Annotated in this window: 11 protein-coding genes; 4 read left to right on the top strand and 7 right to left on the bottom strand. The window is 60.5% G+C overall.

Annotated features, from left to right (window positions below; all coding sequences use genetic code 11):
* Positions 1–94 precede the first annotated feature (94 nt).
* Entirely contained in the window at positions 95–784 is a 690-nt protein-coding gene (gene exeB / locus BN1130_RS09615) for a GspB family T2SS assembly factor variant ExeB (RefSeq protein ID WP_042041712.1), read from the bottom strand.
* Positions 785–857: 73 nt separating this feature from the next.
* Positions 858–2426: an ExeA family protein gene (locus tag BN1130_RS09610; protein ID WP_042041711.1), complete on the bottom strand. Its 1569-nt coding sequence runs from the start codon at positions 2424–2426 to the stop codon at positions 858–860.
* Positions 2427–2572: 146 nt separating this feature from the next.
* Here BN1130_RS09610 and BN1130_RS09605 point away from each other — a divergent pair, with 146 nt between their 5' ends.
* Positions 2573–3814 carry a multifunctional CCA addition/repair protein gene (locus BN1130_RS09605; RefSeq protein ID WP_042041710.1) on the top strand — a complete coding sequence of 414 codons (1242 nt, stop codon included), beginning with the start codon at positions 2573–2575 and terminating at the stop codon, positions 3812–3814.
* Between the two features lie 113 nt (positions 3815–3927).
* Here the strand turns inward: BN1130_RS09605 and BN1130_RS09600 are convergent, their stop codons facing one another.
* A complete protein-coding gene (locus BN1130_RS09600; protein WP_042041709.1) occupies positions 3928–5193 on the bottom strand; it encodes an inorganic phosphate transporter in 1266 nt (421 codons plus the stop codon).
* A gap of 25 nt (positions 5194–5218) precedes the next feature.
* Positions 5219–5899 carry a TIGR00153 family protein gene (locus BN1130_RS09595; protein WP_005894260.1) on the bottom strand — a complete coding sequence of 227 codons (681 nt, stop codon included), beginning with the start codon at positions 5897–5899 and terminating at the stop codon, positions 5219–5221.
* Between the two features lie 171 nt (positions 5900–6070).
* Here BN1130_RS09595 and BN1130_RS09590 point away from each other — a divergent pair, with 171 nt between their 5' ends.
* A complete protein-coding gene (locus BN1130_RS09590; protein ID WP_042041706.1) occupies positions 6071–7021 on the top strand; it encodes a CYTH domain-containing protein in 951 nt (316 codons plus the stop codon).
* A gap of 143 nt (positions 7022–7164) precedes the next feature.
* Here the strand turns inward: BN1130_RS09590 and BN1130_RS09585 are convergent, their stop codons facing one another.
* A complete protein-coding gene (locus tag BN1130_RS09585; protein ID WP_042041705.1) occupies positions 7165–7638 on the bottom strand; it encodes an energy transducer TonB in 474 nt (157 codons plus the stop codon).
* A 141-nt stretch (positions 7639–7779) separates the two neighbouring features.
* On the bottom strand, positions 7780–8703 hold the full coding sequence (gene lpxL, locus BN1130_RS09580; protein ID WP_042041704.1) for an LpxL/LpxP family Kdo(2)-lipid IV(A) lauroyl/palmitoleoyl acyltransferase: 924 nt from the start codon (positions 8701–8703) through the stop codon (positions 7780–7782).
* A gap of 151 nt (positions 8704–8854) precedes the next feature.
* Here lpxL and hldE point away from each other — a divergent pair, with 151 nt between their 5' ends.
* On the top strand, positions 8855–10282 hold the full coding sequence (hldE, locus tag BN1130_RS09575) for a bifunctional D-glycero-beta-D-manno-heptose-7-phosphate kinase/D-glycero-beta-D-manno-heptose 1-phosphate adenylyltransferase HldE (protein WP_042041703.1): 1428 nt from the start codon (positions 8855–8857) through the stop codon (positions 10280–10282).
* A 138-nt stretch (positions 10283–10420) separates the two neighbouring features.
* Here the strand turns inward: hldE and tolC are convergent, their stop codons facing one another.
* A complete protein-coding gene (gene tolC, locus BN1130_RS09570) occupies positions 10421–11761 on the bottom strand; it encodes an outer membrane channel protein TolC (RefSeq protein WP_042041702.1) in 1341 nt (446 codons plus the stop codon).
* A gap of 307 nt (positions 11762–12068) precedes the next feature.
* Between tolC and nudF the strand changes: the two genes are divergently transcribed.
* Complete coding sequence (nudF, locus tag BN1130_RS09565) at positions 12069–12710, top strand: ADP-ribose diphosphatase (protein WP_042041701.1); 642 nt, start codon at positions 12069–12071, stop codon at positions 12708–12710.
* The last annotated feature ends 58 nt before the right edge of the window (positions 12711–12768 follow it).

Genomic DNA, 12768 nt, shown 5'->3' with positions numbered 1-12768 from the left:
TGTTGATTAAAAAGGGGAGCTCTGGGGCTCCCTCTCTTGTTGTTTGCCGCGTTGAACGAACCTGACCCGGCAGCCTTGGTCGCGGCGGACGGGATTACCCCAGCCAATCCTGCAAGGCCTTCAGGCTGACGGATTGGCCGGCCACGCCGAGGACTATGTAGTCCTGGGCAATGGCTTGCAGCATGACGCCAGGCGCCACCTCGTTGCCTTCCCGTACCTCACGGCCATTGATCACCACGCTGCGCTTGGCCGGATTGGAAGAGTAGAGGTGCGCCCCATAGGCGAGTCGAGGGATCTGCTGACGCAGTGCCGGGGGCAGTGCCGCAATGGGGACGACCTGGGACGCCGCAGACTGGGTCTGAAGCGGGGCGGACTCTGGCTCGGGCTCCAGCGGCACATTGTTGAGGGCGCTTTGCAGCAGCGCGGCGAGATCCTGGTTGCCGGGTTCGTGGATCACCTGTTCCTGGGCCGGCTTGGGCTGAACCACGGGTTCGGGCAGGGGGGGCGGCAGCGGGCGGGTGATCATCTCCCCGGGTTCGACCCGCATGAAAGGCGCCGTGACTATCTCCTTGACCTCGACTCTCTCTTCTATGGGGCGGTTATGAAGCAGATGCCAGCCATAATTGGCCGCGGCCCCCATGGCGATGGCCAGCGGTGCCAGCAACCACCAGATCCAGGCGCGGTTTGGTTCTTCTTCCCGGGTGACCGGCAGCCCCATGGCGGGAATATGGGGGGCGTGCTGGGGGGCATCGGCCCGTCGCAGGGCCTTGAGCAGGGTCGACATCAGGCAGTCACTCCAGGGAGAGGGCGGACGGAGGCAACATGGTTCGCTGCCAGGATGGCGGTTGGGGCTCGCATCAGGAGGCATCCTCCAGCTTGGGCATGGGTTCACCGGCCACCACGTTCAGGTGCAGCAAGGTATTGCTACCGGCGATACCATCCGGATTGAGCCCCTGTTCACGCTGGAACTGCTGCAGCTTGGCTTTGAGCGCGCCATCGAAGCGCTTCACCTTGCGTTCGGGTTGCTGCAAGGCCCGGCTCAGAGCATTGTCGAGCCACTGTACCTGCTCGGCGCCAGCGTTGTTGCCAATCAGGGCCACACCCCCCTTGGGCAGGCGCCACAGCAGGGTGTAACTGCCCCCCCAGTTGTCTTCAAGCCATTGGCGTTCCACCTGCCAGCGCTGCTTGCCGATCAGCAAGGATGCCTTGTCTGGGCCGAGCTGGGTGAGGGTCGCGTAATAGAGACCGCCGTTCTCATCATTCAGACTGATGAGTGCCGGGTATTGCAGGGCTTGCAGCTCCAGGAGGGAGGCCTCGCCCTCCTGGCAGCGCAGCCCGGCGCGGGGGGCATTGTCACAGATGGCCTCCTCCAGACTGGTCTGATAGCCCCACACCTTGAACAGATTCTGCATGGCGACATCGGGCTCGATGGCCTGATTGATGGCACGGGTCAGCTGCTCCTGCTGCTCGGCGCTGTTGTCGACCTTGACCGGCACTTCCACCTTGACCACGGGACGCTCGGGGAAGATGCCGACGAACTGCCAGCCCCACCAGCCGAGGGTGACCAGCAGGGCGCCAGCCAGGGCCACGGTCAGCCCGGATTGCCAACTTCCTTCGTCGCGAATACCACTCACTTCATAGGCCGCCACACTGATGTCCTTGTGGCTCACCTTGTGGCTGGCCCGGGCAAAGGCGCCGATCAGGGCGCGGTCGCAGATGAGGTTGATGAGCCGCGGTATACCGCCGGAGAGCCGGTGCAGGGTGGCGAGGGCCTTGGGGGTGAAGATGGGTTGCACGCAGCCCGCGACCTGGAGACGAAAGCGCACATAGGCATCGACGTCCGTGGCCGAGAGCGGCAACAGGTGATAGCGGGCCGTGATGCGCTGGGCCAGTTGACGCAGCAGAGGCTGGCGCAGCATCTGTTGCAGCTCGGGTTGTCCGATGAGTACCACCTGCAGCAGCTTCTTCTCGTCGGTCTCCAGATTGGTGAGCAGCCGCAACTGCTCCAGTACCCCGGGCAGCAGGTGCTGCGCCTCATCGACCAGTACCACGCTGCGCTTGCCCGCCGCCAGATTGGCGAGCAGATGGTCGCGGATCAGATCAAACAGCGTCTTGAGACCGGCATCGGCGCCATAGGGCAACTGATACTCATCACAGATGGCTGCCAGCAGATCCCGTTCGGTGAGCGAAGGATTGAGGATGTAGGCTATCTCGGTGTCGGCGGGCAGCTGTTGCAGCAGGCAGCGGGACACAGTGGTCTTGCCGGTGCCCACCTCGCCGGTGAGCAACACGAAGCCTCCGCCATCTTGCAGGCCGTAGTTGAGATGGGCGAGCGCCTCCCCGTGCCGTTCACTCATATAGAGATATTTGGGATTGGGCGAGATGGAGAAGGGCGCTTCCGACAGACCGAAGAACTGTGTGTACATAAGGATCCATTCCATTGTTATGGCGGCAGGTTAAAGCCTCACCGGGGTTATGTCAAAGACCCGAAAACCCCGGCAAGCAGGGGCCATCGTGCCCGAGGGGCAAAGCCGATATAATCGGGGCAGCATCCATGAGGGAGAGAGTCGATTTGCAGATCTATCTGGTAGGGGGGGCGATCCGGGATCGCCTGTTGGGATTGCCGCAAGGGGACAGGGATCATCTGGTGGTCGGGGCCACGGCCGAGCAGATGCTGGCGCAAGGTTACAGCCAGGTCGGTCGCGATTTTCCGGTGTTCCTGCATCCCAAGACCCATGAGGAGTACGCGCTGGCGCGCACCGAGCGCAAGCAGGGCCAGGGCTACACCGGCTTCGTCTGCCATGCGGCGCCCGATGTCACGCTCGAGCAAGATTTGCTGCGCCGGGATCTCACCGTCAATGCCATCGCCGAGGATGAGTCTGGCCAGCTCCATGACCCCTATGGTGGTTTGCAGGATCTTGAGCAGCGGCTGCTGCGCCATGTCTCCCCTGCTTTTAGCGAGGATCCCTTGCGCGTCTTGCGGGTGGCCCGCTTCGCGGCCCGCTTCCATGCCCAGGGCTTCGTGGTGGCGCCAGAGACCCTGGCCCTGATGCGCGAGATGACAGAGGCGGGGGAGTTGGCCCACCTGACCCCGGAGCGGGTCTGGAAGGAGCTGGAGCGGGTATTGATGGGGCCGACCCCGGCGGTCTTCTTCGAGGTATTGCGCTCATGTGGCGCCCTCAAGGCGCTCTTCCCCGAACTCGATGCCCTGTTTGGGGTACCGGCGCCTGCCAAGTGGCACCCGGAGATTGATACCGGCATCCACACCCTCATGGTGCTGGAGCAGGCTTGCCAACGCTCTTCCACCCTGGTGGTGCGCTTTGCGGCCCTGTGCCACGACTTTGGCAAGGGGTTGACCCCCAAAGAGTTCTGGCCCAGCCATCATGGCCACGGTCAGAAGGGATTACCGCTCATTCGTGATTTTTGCGAGCGCTTCAAGGTGCCTGGAGATTGCCGGGATCTGGCGCTCTTGGTGAGCGATCTGCACACCCATATCCACATCGCCTTCGAACTCAAGCCCGCCACCCTGCTCAAGGTGTTCGACAAGGCGGATGCCTGGCGCAGGCCGGAGCGCTTCGCCCAGCTGCTCGATGCCTGCCGCGCCGACTTCCATGGCCGTACCGGCTTTGAGGAGCGAGTCTATGCCGAGCCAGATTATGTGGCGCAGGCGCTCGAAGCGGCTCAGGCCGTGCCGGTCAAGGAGATTGTGGCGGCAGGTTTCAAGGGGGAGGCGATCCGCGAGCAGCTCGCCAAGCGGCGGCTCGATGCCATCAGCCGGGTCAGGGACGAGTGGACCTTCCTGGACGAGACATGAGGCTGCCAGGGCCAGGGGAACGTTGATAGAGCACCGTCCCTGGAGAGTGGGAGATGAGGATAAAAAAAGCCCGGGTCATTGACCCGGGCTTTTTGCTGGCGGAGTGGCCTGTATCAGGAGAAACAGGCTTCCAGCACATAGAAGATAACGATGGCCAGAATGGCACCCGCGGGCAGGGTGATGACCCAGGAGACCACGATATTGCGCAGCACGCCCAGGTTCAGGGCCGCGATACCGCGGGCCAGACCCACCCCCATGACGGCACCCACCAGTGTCTGGGTGGTGGAGATGGGCAGGCCGGTACCAGAGGCAATCACCACGGTGGCCGCGGTGGCCAGCTGGGCGGCGAAGCCACGGCTCGGGGTCAGGTGCGTGATGCCGGTACCGACAGTCGCCATCACCTTCTCACCCATGGTCGCCAGGCCAATGACGATGCCTATCCCACCCAGGGGCAGGATCCACCAGGCGATAGAGGAGTTGCCGGTGATCTGCCCTGCACTCTCGACGGTGGAGACCACGGCGGAGAGCGGGCCTATGGCGTTGGCGACATCGTTGGAGCCGTGGGCAAACGCCATGGCACAGGCGGTGATCACCATCAGGATGCCAAATACCTTCTCCACGTTGGCGAAGTGCATCTTGTTGTCATCGACCGGGTTGTAGTTCTGTCTACGAATGTAGAACCAACCCGCAATGGCCAGGGCGATGGAGATGCCCACGGAGAGCAGTATGCCCTCACTGTTGCTCAGATGCAGACCAACGTGGGACAGCCCCTTCTTGATGGTCACCAGACAGATGACCAACGCGGTCAGGAACATGTAGAAGGGGACGTAGCGCTTGGCGTTGCCCAGGGGATCATCGGTGTTGAAGATGAGCTTCTGCACGCTGATGAACATGAAGTAGGCGATGACGCCGGAGAGCGCCGGCGTCACTATCCAGGAGCCCACTATGCCGCCGAACTTGCTCCACTGCACCGCTTCCGGACCGACGCTCACCACGGCAAAACCAACGATGGCGCCAATGATGGAGTGGGTGGTGGATACGGGCCAGCCGAAGTAGGAGGCCAGGATCAGCCAAAGACCCGCCGCCAGCAAGGAGGAGATCATACCGAGCACCAGAATGTCCGGGCTATCGGTGAAGGCGTTGGTATCTATGATGCCATTGCGTATGGTGGCAGTGACTTCACCACCGGCCAGATAGGCCCCGGCGAACTCAAAGATCATGGCGATGATGATGGCCTGACGGATGGTCAGGGATTTGGTGCCGACCGACGTGCCCATGGCATTGGCAACGTCATTGGCGCCAATACCCCAGGCCATCAAAAAGCCGAACAAGGCCGCCACGATCACCAGAGTGGTGCCGTAATTCGCGATAATGTCCATTAGTAATCTTTACCCAGTCAGTCGATTAGGAACGAGCCAGCATCAGTTCCAGACGGGCGCCTACACGCTCAGCCTGGTCCGCCAGATCACCAACCCATTCGAGGATCTTGTACAGGAAAATAACGTCGATCGGATTGTAGTTGTGCTCCACAGTCTGGAGTTTCTGCCGCAAACCAATCTGCATGGTATCAGTATCGTCCTCGATCAAATCCAGCTGGTGGATCATCTCGGCAACCATCTCAACTTCACGTCCCTTGAAGCCGGTTTCGAGCAGCTCATCGAGTTCTCCGATGGCTTTTTCGGCTTGGGCGGTCGCATCGATACAGCGTTTGAGATAGGCCATGACGTCGGCACGCATCTCGGTGGGGAATTCCATATGACGGCCCAACATGCGGCCGGAAATGTCCTTGGCACGATTGGCTATCTTGTCCTGTTGGGTCAAAAGCTCCAGCAAGTCGGTGCGCGCAACCGGCAGAAACAGACCGCGAGGCAGTTTCAGACGAATTTCACGCTTGAGGATGTCGGCTTCTTTTTCCAGTTGGGAGATCTGCTGACGAATGCGTTCGGCATCACTCCAACGACCATCGGCGATGGCGTCAAAGAAGGGGATAAGTTGCTGAGAACACTCGTGAACTTTCACAATGTGCTTTTGCAACGGCTTGATGGGCGACTTGGCAAAAAGCCCTAAAATAGTATTTACTGGCATGGTAAAAACCTGTGTCGGTGAAAAAACACTCGATACGATTCTATGAGGCGCGCATGGTAACCGAACTGCGCGACCAATAAAACAGCGAACTTCATCTTAACGTCACGCAGGCAGTATATCCGCGCCGTCTGGTGGCCGCCTCCCTAAACTCCCTTTTTGCCCGGAAAACCTATGCAAACCGAGATTGAAATCAAATTTCTCATCGCTAGCGCCCCCCATGATGACTTGGGGCATAAGCTGAATATCCTTTTGAATTCACTCACTATTACCTCTCACTCCCAGGCCTTGCTCGGCAACACCTACTTTGATACCGCAGACTTGGCGCTGCGTCGGCTCGACATGGGGCTGCGTATCCGCCGCAGCGATGATTTCGCTGAACAAACCATCAAGTGTCGGGGCCAGGGAGTGGGGGGGTTGCATGCCAGACCTGAATATAATGCCCCCGTCATGGGTGACTCGCCGATTTTGGGCGATTTTCCTGCCACTATCTGGCCCAAAGGGGAGGATCTGGCCGCCTTGCAGGCTGCGCTGTTGCCCCAGTTTCGAACCGATTTCCTGCGCCGCCACTGGCTGATCGCCTATGAGGGAGCAGAGATAGAGCTGGCCTGGGATCAGGGGGAGATAGCGGGCAAGGGGGGATGTGAGGCTATCGATGAGTTGGAGCTGGAGCTCAAGACGGGGTCGACGGCGGCCCTGCTCGCCCTGGCAGAGCGCCTGGGGGCCATTCCCGGCTTGAGACTGGGCGTGCAGTCCAAGGCCCAGCGCGGTTATCGTTTGGCGGGGCTGGGCAAGGCGCTGGTGCCGCGCGCCATCCCCTCAGTGGCACAGTGGGACGCCCTGTCGCTGCATCAGCGAGTACAGGCAGGCCTCGAACATTGGCAGCATCATGAGCAGATCTGCGCGCTGCAAGAGGATGTGAGCGGCTGGCCCGGCCTGATGGCGGGTCTGGCGCTGATAGCCAAGGGGCTGGATGGCGCTCAAGAGCGTCCGGAGTGGGCCCAGCGTCTGACCGATACCCGGGCCGAGCTTACGAGCCTGGATGAGGCAGGGCAAGCGACCTGGCTGTCTCGGGCCGATTATGTACCGCTACAGCTTGCCATCATTGCCTGGCTGCAATCCTGAGCAAGGGCGTCCCCCGGGCGGCACTACTTTTCTACTCGCCGAGTTAATAGCCAGGCAGCAAAAAACATGCAGCAAAAAGGAGTGAGGCCATGCCCCACTCCTTTTGTCTGTCTGGAGCCGGTGTTGTCTGCCCGGATGGGGCGTTAGCGTACCTGGGTGTAGATCTTGGCGGTGCTGGTGATGCTGGCGCTCCCCTCACAGGTCTGATCGAGCAGCGTGCGCTCGCAGGGTTCTCCGTTGAGTTCGATGCAGAAATCGAAGCGGGTCTGGCTCTTGAGGGTTTGATGGCTCTTGTTGAATTCGGTCGGCTGCCACTGCCAGCGGGAGAGGGCCTCGATGGCGGCATCGGAGTAACGCTCATCGGTGCGTGACACTATGCGTATCTGGGCCGCCTCGCCGCTCGGGGTGATCAGATATTCCAGGGTGGTGCAGCCCATCTCACCGGCGGCGACCGCCTCCTTGGGATAGCGGGGCTCCACTGTGCGGCTGGGCTGCCAGTTGGCGGAGACTTCACTGGCCGAACTGAGTGGTCTTGGGCCGAAATCCAGCGATGGGGATTGCTGGCTACAGGCGCTGACTCCCAGTAGTGCGACGCTCAATAGAGTGATCTTGTTCATTTGCTTCCCTTCATGGGCCCTGGCGCCCTGTCCTGCTTATCATTTTGATTATTAATAAAATATCACGCTTCGATTGAAAACCTTTGGCTGTCAAAAATGATAAGGAAATCGTGAAAAGGCGGTTTTCCCAGCAGTTTCACATCAGTAATAACCGGGATCTTCCTTGCTGGGCCTGGTCTTGAAGCGACGATGCAGCCACATATACTGCTCGGGGGCTCGGCGCACGGCGGTTTCAATTTCCCGATTGACCCTCGCGGCATCCGCCAGCTCATCCCCACTAGGATAGTCCGCGAGTGGCGCCCCTATATTCAGTTCGTACCCCTTGGCGGTACGAATGTTGTAGCAGGGCAGGGTGACGCTGTTCTTGACCCGGGCCAGGGTGGCGGTACCTGTGATGGTGGCGGCCTTTTCGACCGCGAAGTAGGGCACGAAGACGCTGGCATGGCTGCCGTAGTCGTGGTCCGGTGCGTACCAGAGCGCATCCCCGTTGCGCAGCGCCTTGATCATCCCCTTCACGTCGGTGCGATCGACCAGGTACTTGTTGGAGGCGCAGCGGCCATGGTACTGGGCATACTCCAGCACCGGATTGGTATTGGGGCGATAGACGCCGACCCCGGGCCTGACCAGGCCGAAACAGCGGGCGTTGAGTTCCAGAGTCAAGAAGTGGCAGGAGAGCAGCAACATGCCCTGGCCCTTGGCCACGGCGTTGTGGACATGCTCTTCCCCCTTGACCGTCATCAGCTTGCGCATGCGCCAATCCGGCCAGAACCAGGCCATACCCACCTCGAAGATGGCGCAACCTACGCTGTCGAAGTTCTGCTTGAGCAGCACCTCGCGCTCGTCCCGGCTCAGTTCGGGCAGGGCCAGCTCAAGATTGCGACGGGCAATCTTCACCCTGGACTTGAGCAGACGGCGGGCGAGGGCGCCCAGGCCACGACCCAGCCACATTTGGGTACGCCAAGGCAGCAGGACCAGCAACCAGAGCAGGGAAAGCCCTAACCAGCTGCCCCAATAGCGGGGGTGAAATAGAGGAGGGGTGAGGCGGGGAGTATTATCTTGGGCCATGAAGATTCTCGTGTTCGCAAACTCAGTCGGGGGATTCTAGCCGAAAAATACGGCCGCTGGCGAATGGCGCGGCCAATGGCGTTGTTAACACGGCGCCAGAGACTGTGATAAAATCCTCTGCTGATTTTTCCGGTTGTGAGAGTCGATACAGATGAAGATCACCCTGCCCGATTTTGAAAAAGCCCGCGTACTGGTTGTCGGCGATGTCATGCTGGATCGCTACTGGCATGGCCCCACCGGCCGTATTTCGCCGGAAGCGCCGGTACCCGTGGTCAAGGTAGAGCACATCGAGGAGCGCCCGGGTGGCGCGGCCAACGTGGCGCTCAACTCGGCGGCCCTCGGCGCTCACGCCGTGCTGCTGGGCCTGACCGGGCAGGATGAGGCCGCCGATGCGTTGGCGAGCCAGATGGCCGGGGTCAAGGTGGCCTGCGACTTCGTGCGCCTCAGGGACTATCCCACCATCACCAAGCTGCGGGTATTGTCACGCAACCAGCAGCTGCTGCGCCTGGACTTCGAGGAAGCCTTCCACGATGTCGACGCCTCGCTGCTGATGGGCAAGGTCGAGCAGGCGCTGCCTCATGCCGATGTGATGATCCTCTCCGACTATGGCAAGGGCGCGCTCAACGATGTGCCGGGCATGATAGCCCGTGCCCGTGCCGCCGGTATTCCTGTGCTGGTTGACCCCAAGGGGACCGAGTTCGAGAAGTACCGTGGTGCCACTTTGCTCACCCCCAACATGTCCGAGTTCGAGGCGGTGGTGGGCAAGGTGAAGAGTGAACAGGAATTGGTCAGCCGTGGCCTGGAGCTGGTCAAGCGCTTCGAGCTGGATGCCTTGCTGGTGACCCGCTCCGAGAATGGCATGACCCTGATCCGTGCAGGACAGGAAGAGTTGCATCTGCCCGCTCAGGCCCATGAGGTCTATGACGTGACCGGGGCCGGTGACACCGTCATCTCGACCCTGGCTACCGCTCTGGCCGCCGGCAAGACCCTGGACGAGGCGTGCGCCCTGGCCAACACCGCCGCGGGCATAGTGGTCGGCAAGCTCGGTACTTCCACCGTCAGCCCGGTCGAGCTGGCCAATGCGCTCTACAACGAGCACGAGACCGGCTTTGGTGTGCTCTCCGAGCAGCAGCTCAAGATAGCGGTCGATGCCGCTCGTCGTCGTGGCGAGAAGGTGGTCATGACCAACGGCTGCTTCGATATCCTGCACGCCGGCCATGTCTCCTATCTTGCCAATGCAGGCAAGCTGGGGGATCGCCTGATCGTCGCGGTCAACACCGATGAATCCGTGCGCCGTCTCAAGGGGCCGGGCCGCCCGGTCAACCCGACCGAGCGTCGCATGACCGTATTGGCCGCCCTGGGTGCCGTGGATTGGGTAGTGCCCTTTGCCGAGGATACCCCCCAGCGCCTGATCGCCGAGATACTGCCGGATCTACTGGTCAAGGGGGGGGACTACCAACCCGAAGAGATCGCCGGTTATGACGAAGTGACCGCCAATGGCGGCGAGGTGCGAGTCCTCAACTTCGAGGATGGTTGCTCTACCAGCGACATCATCAAGACCATTCGCGAACGCGGATAAGCGATAGCCCGCCCTGAAAAACCGGCCAAGGCTGGTTTCTAAGGGCTGTTATTCAGCGCGGTTGTTCGCCCGGGATGGTGAGCGGCACTCATAAAAAAGGCGACCTCAGGGTCGCCTTTTTCGTTAGTGCAGGGTCAATCAATAGGTGCGGCTGGTGCTCTTGGGGGCATCGGCCGGGGCAATCATCAGGCCCTGGTTGACCTCTACGATATCTTTTTGTTCCAGCACGCCCGCCGCCTGCTTGAGGGAGAGGATGCTGAGGATGTAGTTGTAACGTGCCTCGGAGAGCTTCTGCTTGGCGTCATACAGCTTGCGGGTCGAGTCGAGCACGTCGACTATGGTACGGGTGCCCACTTCATAACCGGCTTCGGTCGCCTTCAGGGCGCTCTCGGCGGAGATCACCGACTGGCTGTAGGCACGGACCGAGCCGATGCTGGCGTTCACGTTGTTATAGGAGGAACGCACGCTGCTCTGCACGGAGCGGAAGCTGCGCTCAAGCTGCTCGCTGGCTGCCACATAGTTGTATTGGGACTGTTTGACCTGGGAGGTCGTCGCGCCGCCGGTATAGAGCGGCAGCTTGAAGGTCAGCCCTATGTTGGCCTGGTTATCGTTACCGTCCGAGTTCATGGTCTCGTCCTTGTAATCGTAATAACCGGTGTTCAGACCGGCGCCCAGATCCAGGGTCGGCTCATGACCGGTCTTGGCCAGATCGATCTGCTCCTTGGCGATGTCTTTGCCGATGCGGGCGCTGTGCAGCTCCAGGTTCTTGTCCAGGGCAACTTCCAGCCACTTGTCAGAATTGAAACCGGTTTTTTGCGGCGTGAAGCGGTCGGTGTTGAGCACGTCCAGATTGCGGTGATCGACACCGGTCAGCTCACGCAAGGCTTCGTAGCTGTTATCCAGGTTGTTTTCGGCATTGATCTCGTCGGCAAGGGCCTGGTCACGAGAGGCTTCGGCTTCGTGCACGTCGGTGATGGCGGTCAGACCCACTTCGAAACGCTGCTGGGTCTGCTCGAGTTGACGCTCGACCGCGGCCTTGTTGGCGCGCACGAATTCCAGGGTGTCCTGGGCATTGAGCACGTTGAAATAGGCCTGGGAGGTCCGCACCATCAGACGCTGGTATTCCAGGTTGTAGGTGACGTCAGACTGGGTGGCGCTCTTCTCGGTCAGGTCCAGGTTGACCCAGTTGCTGCGACGGTAGATGGACTGGTCCAGAGAGAGGCTGCCGGTGGCATTGCCATTGGTCTGGGTGTCGCTCTTGTTGGCCAGGTAGTTGAGACCGGCACCCAGGTTGATCTGGGGCAGCAAGGAGGCGCGAGACTCATTGATCTTCTCGAAGGCCTGGTCGCGGCGGGCCTTGGACTCCAGCAGCTGGGTGTCCTTCTGTTGCGCCTGGGTATAGATGTCGAGCAAGTTTTCAGCGTGGGCACTGGCGCTGAGGCCGAGCAGGACCATGACTGACAGGAGTGTTCTGTTCATAGATTCTCTTAACCTTATGTATTAACTCGAAGCTGCCACTGGATGTAGGAAAGATATTGTCACCAACCAAACTGGATTTCAGCTTAATCGAGTCACTATCTGCAAAATTTCACGAAAGCCGTCCGGTTCTGACCCGAAGAAAAGGAACAAAAACAGCGGGGTTTTTCTCCCGCGAACGCCTAGCCAAATGCCCTGTGACTGCTAAAATCCATCGCTCATCGATATCAAGGGTGAGTGAATGAATGTTCATTCATGAACTCGGATTTTATGGTCTAACCGGGCCAAGTCAAGCCGACGGGAGCAGCAGATGTCGCAGCAAGCCTTGCCAGATACCGTCCATTATGGCGTGGAAGATGTAAAAATCATTGAAAAATCAGTAGGGTATAACGGTTTTTTCAAAGTGAACGTCTATCGTTTGCAGCACAGGTTATTTGCCGGGGGCTGGAATGAACCCATAGTGCGCGAGCTGTTCGAGCGGGGTCATGCCGCCGCGTTGTTGCCCTATGATCCGGTGCGCGACGAGATAGTGCTGGTCGAGCAGTTCCGTATCGGTGCCATCGAGACCAGTCCCACTCCCTGGCTGCTGGAGCTGGTGGCCGGCATCATAGACGAAGGGGAGACCGCCGAAGCCGTGGTGCGCCGGGAGGCGGTGGAAGAGGCGGGCATCGAGGTGGGTCGCTGTGAGCATGCCATCAGCTATCTGGTGAGCCCCGGTGGCAGCACGGAGCGCATCGAGGTGTTCGTGGGCGAGGTCGATGCCAGTCAGGCCCAGGGTCTGCATGGCTTGGCCGAGGAGGGGGAAGACATCCGGGTGCACAGGGTGAGCCGCGAGCAGGCCTATGCCTGGCTCAAGGAGGGGCGCATCGACAACGCCGCTTCCGTCATCGCCCTGCAGTGGCTGGCCCTCAATCACGGTGAGCTGCGTGCGCGCTGGCTGGCGGGGCGCTAAGGTGACTCTTGCTCACGCCAGGCGCTATGTGCCTGATCTGATGTCCTTGCAGCGTACC

Origin of the sequence: Aeromonas rivuli (genome assembly GCF_000820045.1) — a bacterium.
In the GTDB taxonomy this organism is placed as follows: Bacteria; Pseudomonadota; Gammaproteobacteria; order Enterobacterales; family Aeromonadaceae; genus Aeromonas; species Aeromonas rivuli.
The sequence above is the reverse complement of the archived record's forward strand: the minus strand, read 5'-3'. Positions and strand labels throughout refer to the sequence as shown.

Coding starts and splice junctions, on each gene's coding strand:
- exeB (WP_042041712.1), bottom strand. CDS start 784: ATGTCGACCCTGCTCAAGGCCCTGCGACGGGCCGATGCCCCCCAGCAC.
- BN1130_RS09610 (WP_042041711.1), bottom strand. CDS start 2,426: ATGTACACACAGTTCTTCGGTCTGTCGGAAGCGCCCTTCTCCATCTCG.
- BN1130_RS09600 (WP_042041709.1), bottom strand. CDS start 5,193: ATGGACATTATCGCGAATTACGGCACCACTCTGGTGATCGTGGCGGCC.
- BN1130_RS09595 (WP_005894260.1), bottom strand. CDS start 5,899: ATGCCAGTAAATACTATTTTAGGGCTTTTTGCCAAGTCGCCCATCAAG.
- BN1130_RS09590 (WP_042041706.1), top strand. CDS start 6,071: ATGCAAACCGAGATTGAAATCAAATTTCTCATCGCTAGCGCCCCCCAT.
- BN1130_RS09585 (WP_042041705.1), bottom strand. CDS start 7,638: ATGAACAAGATCACTCTATTGAGCGTCGCACTACTGGGAGTCAGCGCC.
- lpxL (WP_042041704.1), bottom strand. CDS start 8,703: ATGGCCCAAGATAATACTCCCCGCCTCACCCCTCCTCTATTTCACCCC.
- hldE (WP_042041703.1), top strand. CDS start 8,855: ATGAAGATCACCCTGCCCGATTTTGAAAAAGCCCGCGTACTGGTTGTC.
- tolC (WP_042041702.1), bottom strand. CDS start 11,761: ATGAACAGAACACTCCTGTCAGTCATGGTCCTGCTCGGCCTCAGCGCC.
- nudF (WP_042041701.1), top strand. CDS start 12,069: ATGTCGCAGCAAGCCTTGCCAGATACCGTCCATTATGGCGTGGAAGAT.